We start from the raw sequence: 24,951 nt of genomic DNA on the forward strand, positions 1-24,951 counted from the left end.
CGTACCGTTAATTAATTACTGCTGTGCTTTTGTTGCCGCACCAGAGATTGCACTACCACCTTCAGAAATATCCTGACCAACGCCACGCGTGGTATTACAGGCAGTTAATACTGAAGAAAGTACCAGGACTGAAAAGATCGCTGCAATTGTCTTCTTAACCATAATATCTTCCTTTTATAGCCAAAGTTGTTTTGTGTATAGCAACTTAAGAATAGACAAGATCCCGCCGATTGACGGACAAGGAAGCATTTTTCGGAAAATTAGACGAGCTTAGCTGGCCGCGTGAGAAATGATATGCCCAAGATCCTGGATATCTTCCCCCATGCCGCGCGTGGTGTTACAGCCGGAAAGCAATGCACTGGAGAGCGCTAACAGAAGCAGAATTTTAACGGTACGTTTCATCATCCCTGCCTGCAAAAATCAGGCGCAGCGGGCGCTGCGCCCTGACTATTACTTCACGCGTGATACGTATTCGCCGGAGCGGGTATCCACTTTGATCACTTCGCCAGTCTGTACGAACAGTGGCACTTTAACCACAGCACCGGTAGACAGCGTCGCTGGTTTACCGCCAGTACCGGCAGTGTCACCTTTCAGACCTGGATCGGTTTCAACGATTTCCAGCTCAACAAAGTTTGGTGGAGTAACAGCGATAGGCTGACCGTTCCACAGGGTCACGATGCACTCAGCCTGATCCAGCAGCCATTTTTCGCTATCGCCAATCGCTTTCGCGTCAGCAGACAGCTGCTCGAAGGTTTCGTTGTTCATGAAGTGCCAGAACTCACCGTCGTTGTACAGGTAAGTCAGGTTCATATCCACAACATCTGCGCCTTCAGCGGAGTCGGTAGACTTGAAAGTTTTCTCAACGCGGGTACCGGTCAGCAGGCGGCGCAGCTTAACGCGTGCGAATGCCTGGCCTTTTCCTGGTTTAACGAATTCGCTGGCTTCAACCGCGTACGGTTCGCCGTCCATCATGATTTTAAGACCAGCACGAAAATCGTTGCTATAGTACGTTGCCATAAGGCCCTCTAAATTTGTTAACTGGTAGCTAAGCCACAAAATGGCGCATATTGTAACCCTAAACACCCCGTCCAGAGAAGATTGGTTATCGCAACTTGCCGATGTAATCACCAGTCCTGATGAATTGCTGCGTCTTTTAGACCTCGATCAGCACCCAGAGTTGCTTGCGGGCCGCGAGGCAAAGCGCCTTTTCGCCCTACGCGTTCCACGCGCGTTTGTTGCGCGCATGGAGAAAGGCAATCCTGACGATCCGCTTTTAAAACAAATCATTACCTTGCAGGATGAGTTCATTACTGCACCAGGGTACAGCACCGATCCCCTGGAAGAGCAGAACAGTGTGGTACCGGGTTTACTGCATAAGTATCTCAACCGCGCCCTGCTGCTGGTCAAAGGCGGCTGCGCGGTAAATTGCCGTTATTGCTTCCGTCGGCACTTCCCTTACGCCGAAAACCAGGGAAATAAGCGCAACTGGCAGGTCGCGCTGGACTATATCGCCGCCCATTCAGAGCTGGATGAGATTATTTTTTCCGGCGGTGACCCGCTGATGGCAAAAGATCATGAGCTGGACTGGCTATTAACCCAGCTTGAGGCCATCCCGCACATCAAACGTCTGCGTATTCACAGCCGTTTACCGATTGTCATTCCGGCACGCATTACTGACGGGCTGGTGTCGCGCCTGGCGCAATCCCGCTTGCAGGTGCTGCTGGTGAACCATATTAACCACGCGAATGAAATTGACGATGCATTTCGCGCGGCCATGGCGCGCCTGCGTAAAGTGGGGGTCACGCTACTAAACCAGAGCGTGCTGCTGCGTGGGGTAAATGATAGCGCCCGCGTGCTGGCCGACCTCAGCAACGCCCTGTTTGATGCGGGTGTCTTGCCCTATTACCTGCATGTGCTGGATCGCGTGCAGGGTGCGGCGCACTTCATGGTGACCGATGAAGAAGCCCGACAGATTATGCGCGAGCTGTTAACGCTGGTTTCAGGTTATATGGTACCCAAGCTGGCGCGCGAAATTGGCGGAGAGCCAAGTAAGACGCCGCTGGATTTGCAGCTGCGGCAGCACTAAAAGGCAGGTGGCGCTACGCTTACCTGCCCTACAGGGTCCGGGCGCAACGCCATCACCGCGTTAACTCAGTTCGGGCACTTGTAGACCTGGCCGCTCATCTGGCTGGCGGTTGGCACGAAGCTGGAGAGCATTCCCTGCGTTGGGCTACTCACGCCGTAAATCACATTGCCGCCCATCGCCGCAGCCTGGTTACGCAGGGCATTCGCCGCACCGCGCATAGAGCCGCCCTCTTCACCATGCTGTCCCGACATCCAGTTGCTTTGCTCGCCCGTGGCTGTGCCTAACAGCTGGCATTCGCTACCCGGCTTATCTTCCACAAAGCGAACACCCTGGCCCGCCGCCGACAGCTCATTGCTGGAGCTACAACCCGCCAGCAGCAATGCTGCCCCTACAATCCCTGCACAGACTTTTACGCGCATGTTATTCCTCGTTTTCAATAAGCTGGACAGTAGTTGTCCGTGTCTAAATCTTATACCTAAAAGATGACCAAAAGAAAAATGCCGAGCATTTCTGCGAGCCAGATTCCGCCAGGCACTCCTCCGACATCTTAAATGAATTCTGATAATAGCCTTTGGGATATCGTGTTTTAGCCCTCGATCGTATGTAGTGGTGCGACGTACAACTTTTGTACGCAATGAAAAAGGGGGTTTCATGAGTGCATCATCCTCAGGAGAGGAAAAAGTGACATGGGTAGGCTATCTGGCGTTTGTACTCACCATCGTATTTTTCTCCGGTTTTTTCGCCAAAAGTACTGAATGGTGGCGCGTGCTGGACTTTACCGTCTTAAACGGTAGCTTTGGACCGGTCAACGGCGCCCTGACGTTTCGCGGCACGGGCGGAACGGGGGCGAAAGACGGGTTTTTATTTGCCCTTGAACTGGCGCCCTCGGTCATTTTATCGCTCGGGATCATTGCCGTCACCGAAGGTCTGGGCGGACTGCGTGCCGCACAACAGCTGATGACGCCTATTTTGCGTCCGCTGCTTGGCGTGCCGGGGATCTGCTCTCTGGCCCTTATCGCCAACCTGCAAAACACCGATGCGGCGGCAGGTATGACCAAAGAGCTGACCGACGACGGAGCAATTACCGACCATGAACGCGCCATTTTCGCTACCTTCCAGACCAGCGGAAGCGCCATTATTACCAACTATTTTTCTTCCGGCGCCGCGCTTTTCACGTTTATTACCGTCCCGGTGATCGCGCCGCTGGCCGTCATTCTGGTATTCAAATTTGTTGGTGCTAACTTCCTGCGACTGTGGATCGCCCGTATGGAAGATCATCGTATTCAGGAGGAAAAAAATGATCGCCCAGCCGCGTAAAAATATCATGGACATGTTTATTGATGGTGCCCGTCGCGGCTTTACCATCGCGACCACCAGCCTGCTGCCAAACGTGGTCATGGCATTTGTCATTATTCAGGCGCTGAAGGTGACGGGCCTGCTGGATATCGTGGGCAATGTTTGCGAGCCCGTCATGGCGCTCTGGGGGCTTCCAGGCGCGGCGGCAACGGTCCTTCTGGCCTCGGTGATGAGTATGGGCGGCGGCGTGGGGGTCTGCGCCAGTCTGGTCGCCGCCGGCTCACTCAACGGTCACGATGCCACCATCCTGCTGCCCGCCATCTATTTGATGGGCAATCCGGTGCAAAATACCGGCCGCTGCCTGGGTACCGCAGGCGTGAATCCGAAATATTACCCGCACATTATTACGGTTTGTGTCATTAACGCCCTGCTCTCAATGTGGGTGATGCAGCTACTCTTCTGAGGAGATAAAAATGGATTTTTCAGTGCTGGAACCCCATCTTTTCCGCAACGCACATCTCTACGCCCCGGAGGATCGGGGACATTGCGATCTGCTGATCGCTGGGGGAAAAATTGTTGCGTTCGAAAAAGCGGGGCATGCAACAACGCGGATGGCGTGTCCTGAAACCGATCTCGCCGGAGCGGTGATTTGCCCGGGATTTATCGATCAGCACGTGCATCTCATCGGTGGCGGCGGTGAAGCGGGGCCCCACACCCGCACGCCGGAGGTGCGGCTGTCTGCGCTGGTAGCAGCAGGTATCACCTCCGTGGTTGGCCTGCTGGGCACCGACGGCGTCACCCGACACCCTGAATCACTGCTGGCAAAAACACGCGCGCTTGAGCATGAAGGGATCAGCGCGTGGATGCTGACGGGCGCGTACGGACTGCCTTCTCCGACGATTACCGGCAGTATTGAAAAAGATGTGGCGCTGATCGACAAAATCATTGGTGTGAAATGCGCGATTTCCGATCATCGCTCTTCCGCGCCAGCGGACGATCGGCTCGCCAGCATGGCCGCCCAGCCACGCGTCGGCGGGCTATTGGGTGCCAAAGCGGGTATCTCCGTTTTTCACCTCGGCAACAGCCCGAAGCTGCTGGAGCCGCTCCTTAACATTCTGAATAACGCTGACGTTCCCCGCAAGAAGCTGCTGCCCACCCACGTTAACCGCGGTGAGGCGCTCTTCCTCGCCGCGCTAAACTATGCTCGCGAAGGGGGTTATATCGATATCACCACCAGCATCAGCGAACCCATTGATGCCGCCACCGCCATTGCGACAGCCCGCGAAGCGCAGGTGCCGTTTAACCGTCTCACGCTCAGCTCGGACGGTAACGGTAGCCAGCCGAATTTTGACGCAAATGGCAACCTGGTAGGCATTGGCGTGGCAGGGTTCGAATCCCTTCCGGAAACCCTTCAGCAGTTGGTCAGCCGCTATCACCTGCCGCTGGAGGAGGCGCTTCTGCCATTTACGCGTAATGTGGCGGAGTTTCTCGGGCTGGAGCATAAAGGACGGATCGCGCCCGGATGCGATGCCGATTTCCTGGTGTTGACGGACGATCTAAAAATCCACGAGGTCTGGGCGAAAGGCCGCCAGATGGTGCGCGAAGGTGTTGTGTGCGTGAAAGGCACCTTTGAGTAGCTGCTGGACAGGCAATAAAAAACCCCGGGCATCGCTGCCCGGGGTTCGTTCTGAGAGGTTCAGAACAACATGATTACATCATGCCGCCCATACCACCCATGCCGCCCATACCAGCAGCACCTAAGTCAGGCGCGTCGCCTTTAGGCATATCAGTAACCATGCACTCGGTAGTGATCATCAGGCCAGCTACAGATGCCGCATACTGCAGAGCAGAACGGGTAACTTTAGTTGGGTCCAGAATACCGAAGTCGATCATGTTGCCGTATTCTTCAGTTGCCGCGTTGTAACCGTAGTTACCTTCGCCCGCTTTCACGTTGTTCGCAACCACAGATGGCTCTTCACCGGCGTTAGAAACGATCTGACGCAGAGGCGCTTCCATTGCGCGCAGCGCAACTTTGATACCCACGTTCTGGTCTTCGTTCTGTGCAGTCAGGCCAGCCAGTTTAGCGGCAACACGCACCAGCGCAACGCCACCACCAGCAACCACGCCTTCTTCTACCGCAGCACGGGTCGCGTGCAGGGCATCGTCAACGCGCGCTTTTTTCTCTTTCATTTCAACTTCGGTCGCAGCACCGACTTTGATAACGGCGACACCGCCTGCCAGTTTCGCTACGCGCTCCTGCAGTTTTTCACGGTCGTAATCAGAGGTTGCTTCTTCGATCTGCTTACGGATCTGACCAACACGGCCCTGAATAGCGGCTTCTTCACCCACACCGTCGATGATGGTGGTGGTGTCTTTGTTGATCACAACGCGTTTTGCCTGGCCCAGGTCTTCCAGGGTCGCTTTTTCCAGCTCCATACCGATCTCTTCAGAGATAACGGTACCGCCAGTCAGGGTAGCGATATCCTGCAGCATCGCTTTACGACGATCGCCGAAGCCAGGTGCTTTAACCGCAGCCACTTTCACGATGCCACGCATGGTGTTAACCACCAGGGTCGCCAGCGCTTCGCCTTCAACATCTTCAGCGATGATAACCAGCGGTTTGCCTGCTTTCGCAACGGCTTCCAGCACTGGCAGCATTTCGCGGATGTTGGAGATTTTCTTGTCAGCCAGCAGGATGAACGGGCTTTCCAGCTCAACAGCGCCAGTCTCTGGCTTGTTGATGAAGTATGGAGACAGGTAGCCGCGGTCGAACTGCATACCTTCAACCACGTCCAGTTCGTCTTCCAGACCGGTACCGTCTTCAACGGTGATAACGCCTTCTTTACCGACTTTGTCCATCGCTTCAGCGATCAGTTTACCTACGGTTTCGTCGGAGTTAGCGGAGATGGTACCTACCTGAGCAATGGCTTTGGAGTCAGAGCACGGTACGGACAGCGCTTTCAGCTCTTCAACAGCGGAAGCGACAGCTTTGTCGATACCACGTTTCAGATCCATTGGGTTCATGCCCGCAGCAACGGCTTTCAGACCTTCAGTGATGATAGCCTGCGCCAGTACGGTCGCGGTGGTGGTACCGTCACCTGCAGCATCGTTCGCTTTAGAGGCAACTTCTTTCACCATCTGCGCACCCATGTTTTCGAACTTGTCTTCCAGTTCGATTTCACGTGCTACAGAAACACCATCTTTGGTGATGGTTGGCGCGCCGAAGGATTTATCCAGCACTACGTTACGGCCTTTCGGGCCCAGGGTCACTTTAACTGCATCGGCCAGTACGTTTACGCCGCGGAGCATTTTTACACGAGCGTCGTTACCGAATTTTACGTCTTTAGCTGCCATGTTCTTATTTCCTCAAATTCTCGTGCGTAAATTACGCTTCAACAATTGCCAGAATGTCGCTCTCGGACATGATCAACACTTCTTCATTGTCGATCTTCTCGGATTTCACGCCGTAGCCATCGTTGAAAATTACGATGTCACCAACTTTAACGTCCAGCGGCTGCACAGTTCCGTTTTCCAGGATGCGGCCCTTACCGACAGCGATGATTTCGCCACGCGTTGATTTGGCTGCAGCAGAACCGGTCAGAACGATGCCGCCAGCAGACTTGGTTTCAACTTCTTTACGTTTGACGATCACACGATCATGTAACGGACGAATACTCATTGATAGCTCTCCTTTGAGAAAGTCATTATCAGTTATGGATGACGCCGGCCCGCATGCGGTTTTCCGACTAGTGCCCTGAGAGATGGGGATAGCTTTTTCCCCCTTCAAGGGGGAGTTGAAAAAAAATTTTGCGAAAGTGTTACCATCCCCTCTCTTTTGGTATTGGCAGGACGATGTCAATGAGTGGACTTAAACAGGAGTTGGGACTGGCGCAGGGCGTTGGCCTGCTCTCAACCTCCTTGTTAGGTACGGGCGTATTTGCCGTACCCGCATTGGCGGCGCTGGTAGCAGGCAATAACAGCCTGTGGGCGTGGCCGGTGCTGATTGTGCTGGTGTTTCCGATAGCCATTGTGTTTGCCATCCTCGGGCGGCACTTCCCTGACGCAGGCGGTGTGGCGCACTTTGTCGGGCTGGCGTTTGGCCCGCGACTGAAGCGTGTTACCGGCTGGCTGTTTCTCTCGGTGATCCCGGTGGGTCTTCCTGCGGCATTGCATATTGCAACCGGCTTTGGACAGGCGCTGTTTGGCTGGCATAACGAGCAGCTCCTGCTGGCTGAACTGGGTACGCTGGCCATTGTCTGGTGGGTGGGCTCACGCGGTGCCAGCTCAAGTGCAAACCTGCAGACGCTGGTTGCGGTACTGATTGTTGCGCTCGTCGCGGCTGTCTGGTGGGCGGGCGATATCACAATTAAGGACATTCCCTTCCCGGCAGCGACAAACATTGACCATTCACAGCTTTTCGCCGCCCTTGCCGTTATGTTCTGGTGTTTTGTGGGTCTCGAAGCGTTCGCCCATCTGGCCTCTGAATTTAAGCAGCCTGAGCGCGATTTTCCGCGCGCGCTGATGATTGGCCTGCTGCTGGCAGGAACAGTTTACTGGGCCTGCACCGTGCTGGTATTGCACTTCAACGCATTCGGTGCGGATAAAGCGGCTGCCGCGTCACTGCCGGGCATAGTGGTACACCTGTTTGGCGTAAAAGCGCTGTGGGTCGCATGTATGATTGGCTATCTCGCCTGTTTTGCCAGCCTGAATATTTATATCCAGAGCTTTGCCCGTCTGGTGTGGTCGCAGGCGCTTTATAATCCTGAAAGCCGTCTTGCGCAGTTGTCCAAACGTCAACTTCCGGTGAATGCACTGAATACCGTGCTAGGCTGCTGCGTGTTGAGTACGCTGGGTATTTACGTACTGAAAATCAATCTGGATGCCCTGATCGTCTACGCCAACGGCATTTTCATTATGATCTATCTGCTGTGCATGCTTGCGGGCTGTCGTCTGCTGGAAGGCCGCTATAAAGCACTGGCGGTCGTCGGGGGTGTGCTTTGCCTGCTGTTGCTGGCAATGGTGGGATGGAAGAGTGTGTATGCCATCGTCATGCTGGCAGGGCTGTGGCTGTTTTTACCGAAGCGGCAAAACCCGCAGGCCCGGTGAGCGATGCACCACCGGGCATAGAAATCACCGATCGTCTTTGTGGTCTAAACGGTCGTGCTGTTCATCCTTACGCTGATACTCCCCTTCAAACGTATCGCCCGGGCCCGTACTGAAGCCACCACCCGGCATACGGCTAAAACGCAGATGCGGCAGCAGCTTCATGGTCAGGTGTTTTTGCACTGGCGGCAGAAGCAGCAAAAGGCCGAGGAAGTCGGTAAAGAAGCCAGGCAGAATAAGCAGCAGACCCGCGATAATCAGCGACACGCTTTTGATCATCTCTTCTGCCGGGCTTTCGCCTGCAGCCATCTTCTGCTGCATTATCAGGAAATTTTTGAAACCCTGGTTACGCACCAGCGACATGCCGATGACGGAGGTGAAAATCACCAGAACCAGCGTCAGCAGGACGCCCAGTACATGGGCAACCTGGATAAAAATGGAAATCTCAATGTAAACATAGAGAAAGAAAGCAATAAATGGTATCCAGCGCACTGGCATCTCCTGTAGGGCAGGTGCCGTCAGGCCCCTGTCTGAATGTGTTCGCGACGCGCGTTTGTATGAAATGGTGGCAGTTAGCGAAAATTCAATCGGTTTGCACGGATATTTTTTCTGGAAATATTAAAGCGGTGACACATTTCACAGATTAATAATTATCATGGAATCGGCTCGATAATAAGTGATCCAGCTTACGGCAATTCGCTATCATCAGCATATGATCTCGAGCATCTGGCTGATTGAGGGAATAATCGTCGGTCAGAAAATATTCAAAACCACATATATACTGTGTGTTTAGTACAATCCATCGGCAGCTTGAAAAGAAGGTTCACATGTTAAACAACATTCGTATCGAAGAAGACTTGTTGGGTACCAGGGAAGTTCCAGCGGATGCCTACTATGGTGTTCACACTCTGAGAGCGATTGAAAACTTCTACATCAGCAACAGCAAAATCAGCGATATCCCTGAGTTTGTCCGTGGCATGGTGATGGTGAAGAAAGCCGCAGCGCTGGCCAACAAAGAGCTGCAAACCATTCCTAAAAGCGCGGCAAATGCGATTATCGCTGCCTGCGATGAAGTGCTGAACAACGGCAAATGCATGGACCAGTTCCCGGTTGACGTCTATCAGGGCGGCGCGGGTACCTCCGTCAACATGAATACCAACGAAGTACTGGCAAACATCGGCCTGGAGCTGATGGGTCATCAGAAAGGTGAATACCAGTACCTGAACCCGAACGACCACGTTAACAAATGCCAGTCCACCAACGACGCCTACCCAACCGGCTTCCGTATCGCGGTGTATGCCTCCGTGGTGAAACTGGTGGACGCCATCAACCAACTGGGCGATGGCTTCCAGCGTAAAGCGGTTGAGTTCCAGGATATCCTGAAAATGGGTCGTACCCAGTTACAGGACGCAGTGCCAATGACGCTGGGCCAGGAATTCCACGCATTTAACGTGCTGCTGAATGAAGAAACCAAAAACCTGCTGCGCACCTCTGAGCTGCTACTGGAAGTGAACCTGGGCGCAACCGCCATCGGTACGCGTCTGAACACCCCGGATGGCTATCAGCAGCTGGCGGTTCAGAAGCTGGCTGAAGTGTCCAACCTGCCGGTCGTGCCTGCGGAAGACCTGATTGAAGCCACCTCCGACTGCGGCGCGTACGTGATGGTACACAGCGCACTGAAACGTCTGGCGGTGAAACTGTCCAAAATCTGTAATGACCTGCGCCTGCTCTCTTCCGGCCCGCGCGCTGGCCTGAACGAAATCAACCTGCCAGAGCTGCAGGCGGGTTCGTCCATCATGCCAGCTAAGGTGAACCCGGTCGTGCCAGAAGTGGTGAACCAGGTTTGCTTCAAAGTCATCGGTAACGACACTACCGTGACGATGGCCTCCGAGGCCGGTCAGCTGCAGCTGAACGTAATGGAGCCCGTGATTGGCCAGGCGATGTTCGAATCTATCCACATCCTGACTAACGCCTGCTACAACCTGCTGGAAAAATGCATTAACGGCATTACCGCAAATAAAGAAGTGTGTGAAGGCTACGTTTACAACTCTATCGGGATCGTCACCTACCTCAACCCGTTCATCGGTCACCATAACGGTGACATCGTCGGTAAGATTTGTGCCGAAACCGGTAAGAGCGTGCGTGAAGTGGTGCTGGAGCGCGGACTGTTGACCGAGGCTGAGCTGGACGATATCTTCTCCGCCCAGAACCTGATGCACCCGGCATATAAAGCGAAACGATATACCGATGAAAGCGAACAGTAACCGTTCAGGCTAGGCTTTTAAAGGCACGTCACTTGTGACGTGCCTTTTTTCTTTTTAGGCGTTACCAAAATACAACAATTCAATATCAACTTGTTAATAAGCAAGGCAGGTCCTTATGTTTGGAGCAGAACTCGTCATCGTCTTGTTGGCGATTTATTTGGGAGCAAGACTCGGGGGTATCGGCATCGGTTTTGCCGGCGGTCTCGGGGTGCTCGTTCTTACCCTTATCTTTCAGATTAAACCCGGCGCAATCCCCTTTGACGTTATCGAAATCATCATGGCAGTTATTGCCGCTATCGCCGCTATGCAGGTGGCAGGCGGTATGGACTACCTGGTGAGTCTGGCGGAGCGTATGCTGCGCCGCCATCCTAAATACATTACCTTCCTTGCCCCGCTGGTCACCTGGTTTATGACCATTCTCGCGGGAACTGGCCACACGGCGTTCTCCACGCTGCCGGTGATTACCGAAGTGGCAAAAGAACAGGGGATTCGCCCGTCTCGTCCCCTCTCTATTGCCGTCGTTGCGTCTCAGATTGCCATCACCGCGTCGCCGATCTCTGCCGCCGTGGTCTTCTTCGCCGGTATCCTTGAGCCGATGGGCGTGAGCTACCTGACGCTGCTGGCGATCTGTATTCCGGTGACGCTGATTGCGGTCATGATTACTGCCGTGCTGTGTAACTTCCTCGGTGCCGAACTGAAAGACGATCCGGTTTACCAGGAGCGTCTGGCAAAAGGTGAAGTGAGACTGCGCGGTAGCCAGGTCTTCGAACTGAAGCCGCACGCAAAGCGCTCCGTACTGCTTTTCCTGATTGGTATCGTCGCAGTGATGTTCTACGCAACCGCCATCAGTGACACCGTGGGGCTGATTCAGAACCCGGTTCTGCCGCGTAACGAAGCGATTGTGGTGTTCATGCTGACTATCGCGACGCTGATTAGCATCACCTGTAAAATCGACACCAGCGAAGTGCTGAACGCCAGTACCTTTAAATCCGGTATGAGCGCCTGCGTGTGTGTACTGGGTGTGGCATGGCTCGGCGATACCTTCGTGAAGGCCCACATCAGCGATATCCAGACCGTAGCCGGCGACCTGCTGCACAACTACCCGTGGCTGCTGGCGGTCGTGCTGTTCTTTGCTGCGACCCTGCTTTACTCCCAGGCAGCAACCACCAAAGCGCTGATGCCTGCGGCACTCATGTTAGGCGTAACGCCGCTGACGGCGATTGCCTCTTTCGCAGCCGTTTCCGCACTGTTCGTTCTGCCAACCTACCCAACCCTGCTGGCAGCGGTTGAAATGGATGACACTGGCTCTACCCGTATCGGTAAGTACGTGTTTAACCACGCGTTTCTGATCCCGGGCGTGGTAGCAATTACGCTTTGCGTCATCCTCGGCTTTATCATCGGTGGCATTGTGCTGTAAACCTTCAGCCGTTGTAAAAATAGTTAAAATCGGGCCGCACTGCGGCCCGATTCATTAATGACCAATCGTCTTGCGTGATATAGTGAAGACTTTCGTGATGAGGAGGTCGACTTGTGAACACGCCTGATGCCGTTGTCGTACTGTGTACCGCCCCTGATGAAGCCTCTGCCCAGGATCTCGCCGCCAAAGTGCTGGCCGAAAAATGGGCAGCCTGCGTAACGCTTCTCCCCGGCGCAACCTCCCTTTATTACTGGGAAGGCAAGCTGGAGCAGGAGTACGAAGTCCAGATGTTGCTTAAAACCAACCGGGCGAACCAGCAGGCGCTCCTCGACTGCCTCAAGTCTCATCATCCTTACCAAACTCCAGAGCTGCTGGTGCTGCCAGTGCTCCATGGCGATAACGACTATCTCACATGGCTCAACGCTTCCTTACGCTGATCCTGCTGCTGTGCAGCACATCAGTATTTGCCGGGTTGTTTGACGCACCCGGCCGTTCAAACTTTATTCCTGCCGACCAGGCGTTTGTTTTCGATTTTCAGCAGAACCAGCACGATCTCAATCTGACCTGGCAGGTGAAAGAGGGTTACTACCTTTACCGCAAACAGGTCAGCATCACGTCCGCAAAGGCTAACGTCGGCGCATTGCAGATGCCCGCGGGCGAGTGGCACGAGGACGAGTTCTACGGTAAGAGTGAAATCTATCGTCAGCGCTTAAACGTCCCCGTCACGGTGAATCAGGCGGATAAAGGCGCCACGCTGACCGTGACGTATCAGGGCTGTGCCGACGCGGGCTTCTGCTATCCTCCTGAAACGAAGGTCGTTCCGCTTACTGAAGTTAAAGGCGCTGCCTCCCCTCTCCCCTCAGGGGAGAGGGCCAGGGTGAAGGGAGAAGGCGAAGCCACTTCAGATCTTCCCTTCTCAGCGTTTTGGGCGCTACTGATTGGTATTGGCATTGCCTTTACGCCGTGTGTACTGCCCATGTACCCGCTGATCTCCGGGATTGTGCTAGGCGGTAAGCAACGGCTTTCCACCGCCCGGGCGCTGCTGCTGGCTTTTATTTATGTCCAGGGCATGGCATTAACCTACACGGCGCTCGGCCTCGTGGTCGCCGCCGCTGGATTGCAATTCCAGGCAGCGCTTCAGCATCCTTACGTGCTTATTGGTCTGTCAGTTGTCTTTATTCTTTTGGCGCTGTCGATGTTTGGCCTGTTCACTCTGCAACTGCCCTCTTCGCTGCAAACCCGCTTAACGCTGATGAGTAATCGTCAGCAGGGAGGAGCTGCAGGCGGCGTGTTCGCAATGGGTGCAATTGCCGGGCTAATCTGTTCACCCTGCACCACTGCGCCGCTCAGCGCCATCCTGCTGTACATCGCCCAGAGCGGCAATATGTGGCTCGGTGGCGGAACGCTGTATCTTTATGCGCTGGGGATGGGTCTGCCGCTCATTCTTGTGACGGTCTTTGGTAATCGTCTGCTGCCGAAAAGCGGACCGTGGATGGAGACGGTGAAAACCGCGTTTGGTTTTGTCATTCTGGCGCTACCGGTGTTCCTGCTGGAGCGCATCATCGGAGACGAGTGGGGAAGGCGTCTGTGGGCGATGCTTGGCGTCGCATTCTTCTCCTGGGCATTTATCGTCAGCCTGGGGGCGAAAAAGCCATGGATGCGCCTTGTGCAAATCCTGCTGCTGGCGGCTGCACTGGTCAGCGTGCGTCCGCTGCAGGACTGGGCATTTGGCACGCCGGTGGGTCAGACGCAGGCGCATCTGGACTTCACCCGCATTCACAATGTCGATGAGCTCAATAGCGCCCTGGCTCAGGCAAAAGGTAAACCGGTGATGCTCGATCTCTATGCTGACTGGTGTGTTGCCTGCAAAGAGTTTGAAAAATACACCTTTAGCGATCCTCAGGTACAAAGCGCCCTGAAAGAGACGGTGTTGCTCCAGGCAAACGTCACGGCCAACAATGAGCAGGATAAGACTCTGCTTAAGCACCTTAGCGTACTCGGGCTGCCAACCATTTTATTCTTCAATGAACAAGGGGAAGAGCAGCCAGAACAGCGTGTAACCGGGTTTATGGATTCAACGGCATTCAGCGCGCATTTGCGCAATCGCCAACCGTAAACAACACTTTAGACGGGACATACCGTTGGGAATAGCGGAGGAGATAACCGTGCAACGTGAAGACGTACTGGGACAAGCCCTGCAATTACTTGAGATTCAAGGGATCGCCAGCACCACGCTTGAGATGGTAGCCGACCGTATCGATTACCCTCTGGATGAGTTAACGCGTTTCTGGCCGGATAAAGAGGCCCTGCTTTATGATGCGCTGCGCTACCTTAGCCAGCAGGTGGATATCTGGCGCAGACAGCTGATGCTTAATGAAGAACTGACGGCTGAGCAAAAGCTGTTGGCTCGCTACACCGCCCTGACTGAATGTGTCAGTAACAATCGTTATCCGGGCTGCCTGTTTATTGCCGCCTGTACATTTTATCCCGATCCTGGGCATCCAATACATCAGCTGGCGGATCAGCAAAAGCGTGCGGCGCATGACTTCACTCACGAGCTACTGACAACGCTTGAAGTGGATGACCCCGCAATGGTCGCTAAGCAGATGGAGCTGGTACTGGAGGGTTGTCTGAGCCGCATGCTGGTGAATCGTAGCCAGGCCGATGTGGATACGGCACACCGCCTGGCGGAAGATATTCTTCGCTTTGCTCAGTGTCGTATGGGCGGGGCGTTGACGTAAGCGAATCAGCGAAATTTGGTCTTTTCGGCGCGTAAACCGCCAGATTGCCGTAAAGTTAAGCAATTGAACAGCTTTCCCCGAAATAATGTTGACGATAAGGCGCGATTGCGGTTTAATGCGCTCCGTTGCCCGGATAGCTCAGTCGGTAGAGCAGGGGATTGAAAATCCCCGTGTCCTTGGTTCGATTCCGAGTCCGGGCACCACTATTTAAAGAACCCAGCCATAGGCTGGGTTTTTGCTTTTCTGCGTTTATAAATCCCTTCTTTTATATTCTTGCTTCTCTTTCCGGTGAGATCGCGCAATCTGCTTTGCCGGATGGCGGCTTTGCCTTATCCGGCCTACGGGAAAGTTTCAAGGAGAGGAATAACGCCCAAAGCAAAAAACCCCGCACCTTACGGTACGGGGTTCTTCTATTTGATGCCTGGCAGTTCCCTACTCTCACATGGGGAGACCCCACACTACCATCGGCGCTACGGCGTTTCACTTCTGAGTTCGGCATGGGGTCAGGTGGGACCACCGCGCTAAAGCCGCCAGGCAAATTCTGTTATCTGTATCAGGCTGAAAATCGTCTCTCTCACGCCAAAACAGCTTCGGCGTTGTAAGGTTAAGCCTCACGGTTCATTAGTATCGGTTAGCTCAACGCATCGCTGCGCTTACACACCCGACCTATCAACGTCGTCGTCTTCAACGTTCCTTCAGGAGACTTATAGTCTCAGGGAGAACTCATCTCGGGGCAAGTTTCGTGCTTAGATGCTTTCAGCACTTATCTCTTCCGCATTTAGCTACCGGGCAGTGCCATTGGCATGACAACCCGAACACCAGTGATGCGTCCACTCCGGTCCTCTCGTACTAGGAGCAGCCCCCCTCAATTCTCCAGCGCCCACGGCAGATAGGGACCGAACTGTCTCACGACGTTCTAAACCCAGCTCGCGTACCACTTTAAATGGCGAACAGCCATACCCTTGGGACCTACTTCAGCCCCAGGATGTGATGAGCCGACATCGAGGTGCCAAACACCGCCGTCGATATGAACTCTTGGGCGGTATCAGCCTGTTATCCCCGGAGTACCTTTTATCCGTTGAGCGATGGCCCTTCCATTCAGAACCACCGGATCACTATGACCTGCTTTCGCACCTGCTCGAGCCGTCACTCTCGCAGTCAAGCTAGCTTATGCCATTGCACTAACCTCCTGATGTCCGACCAGGATTAGCTAACCTTCGTGCTCCTCCGTTACTCTTTGGGAGGAGACCGCCCCAGTCAAACTACCCACCAGACACTGTCCGCAACCCGGATTACGGGTCTACGTTAGAACACCAGCCATTAAAGGGTGGTATTTCAAGGTCGGCTCCACGCAGACTGGCGTCCACGCTTCAAAGCCTCCCACCTATCCTACACATCAAGGACCAGTGTTCAGTGTCAAGCTATAGTAAAGGTTCACGGGGTCTTTCCGTCTTGCCGCGGGTACACTGCATCTTCACAGCGAGTTCAATTTCACTGAGTCTCGGGTGGAGACAGCCTGGCCATCATTACGCCATTCGTGCAGGTCGGAACTTACCCGACAAGGAATTTCGCTACCTTAGGACCGTTATAGTTACGGCCGCCGTTTACCGGGGCTTCGATCAAGAGCTTCGCGTTACCGCTAACCCCATCAATTAACCTTCCGGCACCGGGCAGGCGTCACACCGTATACGTCCACTTTCGTGTTTGCACAGTGCTGTGTTTTTAATAAACAGTTGCAGCCAGCTGGTATCTTCGACTGATTTCAGCTCCACCCGCAGGGGCTTCACCTACATATCAGCGTGCCTTCTCCCGAAGTTACGGCACCATTTTGCCTAGTTCCTTCACCCGAGTTCTCTCAAGCGCCTTGGTATTCTCTACCTGACCACCTGTGTCGGTTTGGGGTACGATTTCGTGTTACCTGATGCTTAGAGGCTTTTCCTGGAAGCAGGGCATTTGTTACTTCAGCACCGTAGTGCCTCGTCATCACACCTCAGCGTTAAAAGGTACCGGATTTACCTGGAACCTCCGCCTACATGCTTAAACCGGGACAACCGTCGCCCGGCTAACATAGCCTTCTCCGTCCCCCCTTCGCAGTAACACCAAGTACAGGAATATTAACCTGTTTCCCATCGACTACGCCTTTCGGCCTCGCCTTAGGGGTCGACTCACCCTGCCCCGATTAACGTTGGACAGGAACCCTTGGTCTTCCGGCGAGCGGGCTTTTCACCCGCTTTATCGTTACTTATGTCAGCATTCGCACTTCTGATACCTCCAGCAACCCTCACAGGCCACCTTCAACGGCTTACAGAACGCTCCCCTACCCAACAACACATAGTGTCGCTGCCGCAGCTTCGGTGCATGGTTTAGCCCCGTTACATCTTCCGCGCAGGCCGACTCGACCAGTGAGCTATTACGCTTTCTTTAAATGATGGCTGCTTCTAAGCCAACATCCTGGCTGTCTGTGCCTTCCCACATCGTTTCCCACTTAACCATGACTTTGGGACCTTAGCTGGCGGTCTGGGTTGTTTCCCTCTTCACGACGGACGTTAGCACCCGCCGTGTGTCTCCCGTGATAACATTCTTCGGTATTCGTAGTTTGCATCGGGTTGGTAAGCCGGGATGGCCCCCTAGCCGAAACAGTGCTCTACCCCCGAAGATGAGTTCACGAGGCGCTACCTAAATAGCTTTCGGGGAGAACCAGCTATCTCCCGGTTTGATTGGCCTTTCACCCCCAGCCACAGGTCATCCGCTAATTTTTCAACATTAGTCGGTTCGGTCCTCCAGTTAGTGTTACCCAACCTTCAACCTGCCCATGGCTAGATCACCGGGTTTCGGGTCTATACCCTGCAACTTAACGCCCAGTTAAGACTCGGTTTCCCTTCGGCTCCCCTATTCGGTTAACCTTGCTACAGAATATAAGTCGCTGACCCATTATACAAAAGGTACGCAGTCACCTAACAAGTAGGCTCCCACTGCTTGTACGTACACGGTTTCAGGTTCTTTTTCACTCCCCTCGCCGGGGTTCTTTTCGCCTTTCCCTCACGGTACTGGTTCACTATCGGTCAGTCAGGAGTATTTAGCCTTGGAGGATGGTCCCCCCATATTCAGACAGGATACCACGTGTCCCGCCCTACTCTTCGAGTTCACAACCTGTGCATTTTCGTGTACGGGACTATCACCCTGTACCGTCGGACTTTCCAGACCGTTCCACTAACACACAAGCTGATTCAGACTCCGGGCTGCTCCCCGTTCGCTCGCCGCTACTGGGGGAATCTCGGTTGATTTCTTTTCCTCGGGGTACTTAGATGTTTCAGTTCCCCCGGTTCGCCTCGTTAACCTATGTATTCAGTTAACGATAGTGCAACGAATTGCACTGGGTTTCCCCATTCGGACATCGCCGGGTCAAAGGTTCATATCACCTCGCCGGCGCTTTTCGCAGATTAGCACGTCCTTCATCGCCTCTGACTGCCAGGGCATCCACCGTGTACGCTTAGTCGCTTAACCTCACAACCCGAAGATGTTTCTTTCGATTCATCATCGGTTTGCGAAAATTTGAGAGACTCGAACACACATTAACTGTGTGTCGTTTCAATTTTCAGCTTGATCCAGATTTTTAAAGAGCAAATATCTCAAACATGACTCGCAAGTCAGTTTTGAGATATGACGGCAGGTGACTTTCACTCACGAACCAGCAAGTGGCGTCCCCTAGGGGATTCGAACCCCTGTTACCGCCGTGAAAGGGCGGTGTCCTGGGCCTCTAGACGAAGGGGACACTGAAGTCTCAATCGCAAGACGCCTTGCTATTTACTTTTCATCAGACAATCTGTGTGAGCACTGCAAAGGCAGGTTCTTTAAGGTAAGGAGGTGATCCAACCGCAGGTTCCCCTACGGTTACCTTGTTACGACTTCACCCCAGTCATGAATCACAAAGTGGTAAGCGCCCTCCCGAAGGTTAAGCTACCTACTTCTTTTGCAACCCACTCCCATGGTGTGACGGGCGGTGTGTACAAGGCCCGGGAACGTATTCACCGTAGCATTCTGATCTACGATTACTAGCGATTCCGACTTCATGGAGTCGAGTTGCAGACTCCAATCCGGACTACGACGCACTTTATGAGGTCCGCTTGCTCTCGCGAGGTCGCTTCTCTTTGTATGCGCCATTGTAGCACGTGTGTAGCCCTACTCGTAAGGGCCATGATGACTTGACGTCATCCCCACCTTCCTCCAGTTTATCACTGGCAGTCTCCTTTGAGTTCCCGGCCGGACCGCTGGCAACAAAGGATAAGGGTTGCGCTCGTTGCGGGACTTAACCCAACATTTCACAACACGAGCTGACGACAGCCATGCAGCACCTGTCTCAGAGTTCCCGAAGGCACCAATCCATCTCTGGAAAGTTCTCTGGATGTCAAGAGTAGGTAAGGTTCTTCGCGTTGCATCGAATTAAACCACATGCTCCACCGCTTGTGCGGGCCCCCGTCAATTCATTTGAGTTTTAACCTTGCGGCCGTACTCCCCAGGCGGTCGACTTAACGCGTTAGCTCCGGAAGCCACGCCTCAAGGGCACAACCTCCAAGTCGACATCGTTTACGGCGTGGACTACCAGGGTATCTAATCCTGTTTGCTCCCCACGCTTTCGCACCTGAGCGTCAGTCTTTGTCCAGGGGGCCGCCTTCGCCACCGGTATTCCTCCAGATCTCTACGCATTTCACCGCTACACCTGGAATTCTACCCCCCTCTACAAGACTCTAGCCTGCCAGTTTCGAATGCAGTTCCCAGGTTGAGCCCGGGGATTTCACATCCGACTTGACAGACCGCCTGCGTGCGCTTTACGCCCAGTAATTCCGATTAACGCTTGCACCCTCCGTATTACCGCGGCTGCTGGCACGGAGTTAGCCGGTGCTTCTTCTGCGGGTAACGTCAATTGCTGCGGTTATTAACCACAACACCTTCCTCCCCGCTGAAAGTACTTTACAACCCGAAGGCCTTCTTCATACACGCGGCATGGCTGCATCAGGCTTGCGCCCATTGTGCAATATTCCCCACTGCTGCCTCCCGTAGGAGTCTGGACCGTGTCTCAGTTCCAGTGTGGCTGGTCATCCTCTCAGACCAGCTAGGGATCGTCGCCTAGGTGAGCCGTTACCCCACCTACTAGCTAATCCCATCTGGGCACATCTGATGGCAAGAGGCCCGAAGGTCCCCCTCTTTGGTCTTGCGACGTTATGCGGTATTAGCTACCGTTTCCAGTAGTTATCCCCCTCCATCAGGCAGTTTCCCAGACATTACTCACCCGTCCGCCACTCGTCACCCGAGAGCAAGCTCTCTGTGCTACCGTTCGACTTGCATGTGTTAGGCCTGCCGCCAGCGTTCAATCTGAGCCATGATCAAACTCTTCAATTTAAGTTTGATGCTCGTGAATTAAACTTCGTAATGAATTACGTATGTTCACTCAGAGACTTGGTATTCATTTATTGTCCGAAGACATTAAGAATCCATGTCACTTTGAGTGCCCACACAGATTGTCTGATAAATTGTTAAAGAGCAGTTGCAACGCGGCTTTCGCTCACCGTTGCGAGGTGGCGTATATTACGCTTTCCTCTTTCAGAGTCAACCCGTTATTTCAGGATTTTTTCTCTTCAACCGACCGGGTTGTCTGTGAAGTGATTCACATCTGCCGTGTCGATGGAGGCGCATTATAGGGAGTTCTCTGCAGGCCGCAACCGCTAAATGACAGAAAAATGACTGACTGCTGCATTCCACAGCAAAACCCCGCCTTATACCCTTTTACACACAGACTTATCCACAGCATCATCAGGATCCCGATGCGATCCTGCGAACTGAAAAGGAAGATCAACTATACTAGCGGCAAATATTCTTCCTGGCAGAGCACTCCCTCATGAACACACAACGCCTCGCCCGCGACTGGCGTCTCCCTACCGCAGGGGTGATGCTGCTGGCTATTCTGTTTGCCAGTTTTACCCTGCATACGCACTGGAGCGCCTTTATCCAGTGGTGTCTTGCCACTCAAATTACCCTGCACCGTTATCTGGTGATGTATCTGCTGCAGCTGAATAACCACCAGTACAGCGGCGGACTATGGCTCTTAACAGGCGCCTTCCTTTATGGCGTGCTGCACGCCATCGGGCCGGGGCACGGGAAATTCATTGTGACGACCTATCTGACCACTAATAAGGAAAGCGAGCGGGCTGCCCGGGTCGTTCCTTTCCTTGGCAGCCTGATGCAGGGCGTGAGCGCCATTCTGTTTGTCTTTATTCTGGCGGTGGGGTTTAACCTCGCCTCAGGGGATATTAGTACCAGCCGCTGGTATGTAGAGAAGATAAGCGCAGTGCTGATTGGTGTATTCGGCGCGTTCGTCATTTATCAGGCATTAAAGAGCCTGCGTCCGCGCAGAATGACGATCTCAGCCATCAGTCCCCTCCATCAGCACAATGAACACTGTGGCTGCGGCCATCACGGCGTGGGTGCCGACCTGACGCAGGGAGACTGGAAAACTCGCCTGGGGGTGATTCTGGCGATTGGCGCACGCCCGTGCAGTGGGGCAATCATGATTCTGATGTTTTCAAATGCGCTGGGCATTGTCACCTGGGGGATGGCTGCCGTCATGACAATGTCCCTGGGAACGGCACTCTCGATTATGGGGCTCTCGCTGGCGGTACGTTATGCCCGTGAACGCACGGTGGCCTGCTTCGGGGGAAATAGCACGTTAAGATGGCTAGTGCCAGCCGTCAAAATAGCCGGCGGGATAGTTCTGATCCTGTTCGCGACCGTTCTCTTCCTGACGGTCATCCCCATCAGCGCCAATGGCGACTACATCGCTGCCGGATGCTAATAAAAGAAAACCCGCCGTTGGCGGGTTTCTTTATTACTCGTTGATGCGTGGATGCTGATCCACCAGTCGGGAGCGTTTTTTCTGCAGTTCTTCAATCTCTGCGTCAATGTCTTCAATCTTCTGCTCTACATTATCGTAGTGCTCACGCAGGATTTCTTTCGCTTCCTGAATATCCGATGCCGCAGGCGTCGCCCCTTTCAGTGGACGGTTCGCCGTCTCCTTCATCGTAATACCGGTAATCAAGCCAATCACCGCGATCACCATCAGGTAATAAGCAGGCATCATCAGATTCTGCGTGCTTTCCACCAGCGAGGCGGCAAGCGTCGGGGTCAGACCGGCAATCAGTACCGAGATGTTAAAGGCTGCCGCCAGCGCACTGTAACGAATGTGCGTCGGGAACATCGCAGGCAACGTTGAGGCCATCACCCCGATGAAGCAGTTCAGGATCACCGCCAGCATCAGCAGACCCGCAAAAATCAACCCCAGCACGTTACTGTTGATCAGAATAAAGGCCGGGATTGCCAGGGCAAACAGCGCCACGCTTCCCAGAATAATGAATGGTCGACGGCCAAAGCGGTCACTCAGCAGACCCATAATCGGCTGCACGAACAGCATACCCACCATGATGGCGATAATAATCAGCACACCGTGATCTTCCGAGTAATGCAGGTTATGCGACAGATAACTCGGCATGTAGGTCAGCAGCATGTAGTAGGTCACGTTGGTCGAAATCACCAGACCAATACAGGTCAGCAGGCTGCGCCAGTGCTTAGTGGCAATCTCTTTGAACGACACCTTCGGACCATCCTGCAGCCCTTCGCGGTCACCCTGCTCCAGTTTCTCAACGTGCTGCTGGAACGCCGGTGTCTCTTCCAGCGCATGACGCAAATACAGACCGATGATCCCCAGCGGCAGCGCGAGGAAGAATGGGATACGCCAGCCCCAGTCGAGGAAGTTCTCTTCACCGACGACGGTTGAAATCAGCACCACGACACCCGCACCCATCACAAACCCGGCAATCGAGCCGAAGTCCAGCCAGCTCCCCATAAAACCGCGCTTACGGTCCGGGGAATACTCCGCGACGAAGATCGAGGCACCGGTATATTCCCCACCGACGGAGAAACCCTGCGCCATCTTACAGAGCAGCAGCAGAATCGGTGCCCAGATGCCGATCGTGGCATAGGACGGAATCAGGCCGATACAGAAGGTACTTATCGACATGATGACAATGGTGATGGCAAGGATCTTCTGGCGACCGTATTTATCACCGAGCATACCAAAGAACAGACCACCCAGCGGGCGAATAAGGAAAGGAACGGAGAACGTCCCCAGTGCGGCAATCATCTGCAGGCTGGGATCAGCCCCAGGGAAAAACACTTTACCTAACGCGTAGGCCACAAAGCCATAGACACCAAAATCGAACCATTCCATCGCATTACCGAGCGAGGCTGCGGTGATGGCCTTACGCAATTTTGCGTCGTCAATAATAGTGACGTCGCGAAGCGTGATGGGTTTAATCTTTTTCCTTCTCAGCATAGCTATCCTCGTTGACTCGGCCCTGTCTGTTTCACAATCCAGTGTGGGTGCTGTGAACCTTGGGATCCGCTCCATGCGAATCGCCTTATTCAAGCGTAGCAGGTTTACTTACATTGACGTTTATCGTCGATACAACCGAACCTGTTGACGCCTGCCAGGGCAGTTAATGACCTTTTTACCCTACCAGCGTTTATATTTGTGATCAACTTCACACATATATTTATGCTGCGTAAAGTGAAGACAGTCTTTGTCAATTTCCGCAAATAAGCACTTTCTCAACCTGTCCCAGAGAAACATTTTCATGTTGTCCCCTTTTCTTTTTATCACGACATAAAAAGCCGCTTTTTTACAAGAGATTTACATAAACCCCATCCAGCCAGAACGCGGCGTAAAGTTTACAATCAATATGTGACGCAGATAACTAAAACACTGTTTTATTTTCATTGAATCATTATTCCAGTGATCGCATGATAATTCCCGAAACATAGCGATGAGTGTTTTCTGACAAGAGAAAACCAGAGCGCTTACTGAATTTTGTTGCGGGGTCATCCAATACAAGCCATCAAGAAAACCCTTCATCATTTTGAATTTATTGATTTTTTATTCGCGCCCGCCGCTCGCTACGAGGGGTAACATTGTGAGGGTTGTATATGAAGATTAAAGCCACGATAGAACGTATTCCTGGTGGTATGATGCTGGTCCCCCTGGTACTCGGTGCTATTCTGAATACCTTAGCGCCTGAAACCGGGGCTTATTTTGGCGGTTTCACAAAAGGGATGATTACAGGTACCGTCCCCATCCTGGCAGTCTGGTTCTTTTGTATCGGTGCATCCATTAATTTACGTGCAACAGGCACCGTATTACGCAAATCCGGCACGCTGGTCATAACCAAAATAGCGGTGGCCTGGGTTGTCGCCATGATATGCGCGATGTTCATTCCGGAAAATGGAATTCAGACCGGTTTCTTCGCGGGTTTATCGGTCCTGGCAATTGTCTCGGCGATGGATATGACTAACGGCGGGTTGTATGCCAGCCTGATGAACCAGTACGGAACGAAAGAAGAATCCGGGGCATTTGTCCTGATGTCTCTGGAGTCCGGCCCGCTCATGACGATGCTGATCCTGGGTTCTGCTGGCCTGGCCTCTTTTGAGCCTCACCACTTTGTTGGCGCGATCCTGCCCTTCCTGATCGGTTTCGCGCTCGGGAATCTGGATCACGATCTGCGCGATTTCTTCAGCAAAGCCACACCCGTACTCATCCCGTTCTTTGGTTTTGCGCTGGGCAACACCATCAACCTGAACGTGATCCTTGATACGGGCCTGCTGGGTATTGTGCTGGGGGTTGCGGTCATCATCATCACCGGCATTCCGTTGATTATTGCCGACCGCGTGATTGGCGGCGGAAACGGCACGGCGGGTGTCGCCGCCTCTTCAGCCGCAGGTGCTGCGGTCGCAAACCCGGTGATTATTGCTCAGATTAACCCGGCCTTCGAACCGGTAGCCGCTTCTGCAACGGCACTGGTGGCTGCCAGCGTGATTGTTACCGCGATTCTGGTGCCGATCATCACGGCACTGTACGCGAAACGCTACGGAAACGTGCAAGAGAAAGATGTAGAAAGGAAGGCAGCAGAGCTTCAACATTAACAAACCGCACCAAACCAT

20 protein-coding genes, 2 tRNA genes and 3 rRNA genes are annotated in these 24,951 nt (G+C 53.6%); 13 read left to right on the forward strand and 12 right to left on the reverse strand.

Annotation, left to right across the window (positions count from 1 at the left end; translation table 11 throughout):
- Positions 1 to 15 precede the first annotated feature (15 nt).
- The 3 genes from ecnB to efp all read right to left on the reverse strand — a co-directional run bounded on the left by ecnB (position 16) and on the right by efp (position 1,017).
- Positions 16 to 162, reverse strand: coding sequence for a lipoprotein toxin entericidin B (gene ecnB / locus O1723_RS19715; RefSeq protein ID WP_003025482.1), 147 nt, complete (start codon positions 160 to 162; stop codon positions 16 to 18).
- A 108-nt stretch (positions 163 to 270) separates the two neighbouring features.
- Positions 271 to 402: an entericidin A/B family lipoprotein gene (locus O1723_RS19720; RefSeq protein WP_013095266.1), complete on the reverse strand. Its 132-nt coding sequence runs from the start codon at positions 400 to 402 to the stop codon at positions 271 to 273.
- Between the two features lie 48 nt (positions 403 to 450).
- Entirely contained in the window at positions 451 to 1,017 is a 567-nt protein-coding gene (efp, locus tag O1723_RS19725; RefSeq protein WP_014882207.1) for an elongation factor P, read from the reverse strand.
- 40 nt (positions 1,018 to 1,057) lie between these two features.
- Between efp and epmB the strand changes: the two genes are divergently transcribed.
- Positions 1,058 to 2,086, forward strand: coding sequence for an EF-P beta-lysylation protein EpmB (gene epmB / locus O1723_RS19730; protein ID WP_014882206.1), 1,029 nt, complete (start codon positions 1,058 to 1,060; stop codon positions 2,084 to 2,086).
- 65 nt (positions 2,087 to 2,151) lie between these two features.
- On the opposite strand, the gene O1723_RS19735 is transcribed toward epmB, so the two are convergent.
- Positions 2,152 to 2,505: a DUF4156 domain-containing protein gene (locus O1723_RS19735; RefSeq protein WP_014882205.1), complete on the reverse strand. Its 354-nt coding sequence runs from the start codon at positions 2,503 to 2,505 to the stop codon at positions 2,152 to 2,154.
- A gap of 232 nt (positions 2,506 to 2,737) precedes the next feature.
- On the opposite strand from O1723_RS19735, the gene O1723_RS19740 reads away from it, so the two are divergent.
- From O1723_RS19740 to iadA, 3 genes are read left to right on the forward strand one after another with little or no spacing between them, the layout of a single operon-like run.
- Complete coding sequence (locus O1723_RS19740; protein ID WP_023331837.1) at positions 2,738 to 3,403, forward strand: nucleoside recognition domain-containing protein; 666 nt, start codon at positions 2,738 to 2,740, stop codon at positions 3,401 to 3,403.
- The gene (locus O1723_RS19745) at positions 3,384 to 3,845 is read left to right on the forward strand and encodes a YjiG family protein (protein WP_014882203.1); all 462 of its coding nucleotides are present in this window, start codon (positions 3,384 to 3,386) and stop codon (positions 3,843 to 3,845) included. The genes O1723_RS19740 and O1723_RS19745 overlap by 20 nt, the downstream gene beginning before the upstream one ends.
- A gap of 10 nt (positions 3,846 to 3,855) precedes the next feature.
- Positions 3,856 to 5,019, forward strand: coding sequence for a beta-aspartyl-peptidase (gene iadA / locus O1723_RS19750; RefSeq protein WP_248191060.1), 1,164 nt, complete (start codon positions 3,856 to 3,858; stop codon positions 5,017 to 5,019).
- Positions 5,020 to 5,092: 73 nt separating this feature from the next.
- Here the strand turns inward: iadA and groL are convergent, their stop codons facing one another.
- Positions 5,093 to 6,736, reverse strand: coding sequence for a chaperonin GroEL (gene groL / locus O1723_RS19755; RefSeq protein WP_014882201.1), 1,644 nt, complete (start codon positions 6,734 to 6,736; stop codon positions 5,093 to 5,095).
- A 31-nt stretch (positions 6,737 to 6,767) separates the two neighbouring features.
- Complete coding sequence (locus O1723_RS19760; protein WP_003855929.1) at positions 6,768 to 7,061, reverse strand: co-chaperone GroES; 294 nt, start codon at positions 7,059 to 7,061, stop codon at positions 6,768 to 6,770.
- A 179-nt stretch (positions 7,062 to 7,240) separates the two neighbouring features.
- Between O1723_RS19760 and yjeH the strand changes: the two genes are divergently transcribed.
- Positions 7,241 to 8,488, forward strand: a complete 1,248-nt coding sequence (gene yjeH / locus O1723_RS19765; protein WP_014882200.1) for an L-methionine/branched-chain amino acid transporter — start codon at positions 7,241 to 7,243, stop codon at positions 8,486 to 8,488.
- A gap of 24 nt (positions 8,489 to 8,512) precedes the next feature.
- Here yjeH and O1723_RS19770 read toward each other — a convergent pair whose 3' ends face one another.
- On the reverse strand, positions 8,513 to 8,977 hold the full coding sequence (locus tag O1723_RS19770; RefSeq protein WP_014882199.1) for an FxsA family protein: 465 nt from the start codon (positions 8,975 to 8,977) through the stop codon (positions 8,513 to 8,515).
- Between the two features lie 335 nt (positions 8,978 to 9,312).
- Between O1723_RS19770 and aspA the strand changes: the two genes are divergently transcribed.
- The 6 genes from aspA (at position 9,313) to O1723_RS19800 (ending at position 15,110) form a co-directional block, all read left to right on the forward strand.
- Positions 9,313 to 10,749, forward strand: a complete 1,437-nt coding sequence (aspA, locus tag O1723_RS19775; RefSeq protein ID WP_003855923.1) for an aspartate ammonia-lyase — start codon at positions 9,313 to 9,315, stop codon at positions 10,747 to 10,749.
- A 115-nt stretch (positions 10,750 to 10,864) separates the two neighbouring features.
- Positions 10,865 to 12,166: an anaerobic C4-dicarboxylate transporter gene (locus O1723_RS19780; RefSeq protein WP_023331834.1), complete on the forward strand. Its 1,302-nt coding sequence runs from the start codon at positions 10,865 to 10,867 to the stop codon at positions 12,164 to 12,166.
- A gap of 113 nt (positions 12,167 to 12,279) precedes the next feature.
- Positions 12,280 to 12,603 carry a divalent cation tolerance protein CutA gene (gene cutA, locus O1723_RS19785; protein WP_014882197.1) on the forward strand — a complete coding sequence of 108 codons (324 nt, stop codon included), beginning with the start codon at positions 12,280 to 12,282 and terminating at the stop codon, positions 12,601 to 12,603.
- Positions 12,579 to 14,282 carry a protein-disulfide reductase DsbD gene (locus O1723_RS19790; RefSeq protein ID WP_014882196.1) on the forward strand — a complete coding sequence of 568 codons (1,704 nt, stop codon included), beginning with the start codon at positions 12,579 to 12,581 and terminating at the stop codon, positions 14,280 to 14,282. The genes cutA and O1723_RS19790 overlap by 25 nt, the downstream gene beginning before the upstream one ends.
- Positions 14,283 to 14,331: 49 nt before the next feature.
- Positions 14,332 to 14,907, forward strand: a complete 576-nt coding sequence (locus tag O1723_RS19795) for a transcriptional regulator (protein WP_014882195.1) — start codon at positions 14,332 to 14,334, stop codon at positions 14,905 to 14,907.
- 127 nt (positions 14,908 to 15,034) lie between these two features.
- Positions 15,035 to 15,110, forward strand: a tRNA-Phe gene (locus O1723_RS19800).
- Positions 15,111 to 15,326: 216 nt separating this feature from the next.
- On the opposite strand, the gene rrf is transcribed toward O1723_RS19800, so the two are convergent.
- The 4 genes from rrf to O1723_RS19820 all read right to left on the reverse strand — a co-directional run bounded on the left by rrf (position 15,327) and on the right by O1723_RS19820 (position 20,304).
- Positions 15,327 to 15,442 (reverse strand): 5S ribosomal RNA (gene rrf / locus O1723_RS19805).
- A gap of 65 nt (positions 15,443 to 15,507) precedes the next feature.
- Positions 15,508 to 18,411, reverse strand: a 23S ribosomal RNA gene (locus O1723_RS19810).
- Positions 18,412 to 18,603: 192 nt separating this feature from the next.
- Positions 18,604 to 18,679 (reverse strand) — tRNA-Glu (locus tag O1723_RS19815).
- A gap of 85 nt (positions 18,680 to 18,764) precedes the next feature.
- A 16S ribosomal RNA gene (locus tag O1723_RS19820) occupies positions 18,765 to 20,304 on the reverse strand.
- The 16S, 23S and 5S rRNA genes sit together here with 1 tRNA gene alongside, the layout of an rRNA operon.
- Positions 20,305 to 20,800: 496 nt before the next feature.
- Here O1723_RS19820 and O1723_RS19825 point away from each other — a divergent pair.
- The gene (locus tag O1723_RS19825) at positions 20,801 to 21,754 is read left to right on the forward strand and encodes a nickel/cobalt transporter (protein WP_023338934.1); all 954 of its coding nucleotides are present in this window, start codon (positions 20,801 to 20,803) and stop codon (positions 21,752 to 21,754) included.
- Positions 21,755 to 21,787: 33 nt separating this feature from the next.
- Here the strand turns inward: O1723_RS19825 and proP are convergent, their stop codons facing one another.
- A complete protein-coding gene (proP, locus tag O1723_RS19830; RefSeq protein WP_014882193.1) occupies positions 21,788 to 23,290 on the reverse strand; it encodes a glycine betaine/L-proline transporter ProP in 1,503 nt (500 codons plus the stop codon).
- Between the two features lie 650 nt (positions 23,291 to 23,940).
- Here proP and kdgT point away from each other — a divergent pair.
- A complete protein-coding gene (gene kdgT / locus O1723_RS19835; protein WP_014882192.1) occupies positions 23,941 to 24,933 on the forward strand; it encodes a 2-keto-3-deoxygluconate transporter in 993 nt (330 codons plus the stop codon).
- Positions 24,934 to 24,951 lie beyond the last annotated feature (18 nt).

This window comes from Enterobacter cloacae complex sp. HYC080_NIDB, assembly GCF_056673325.1.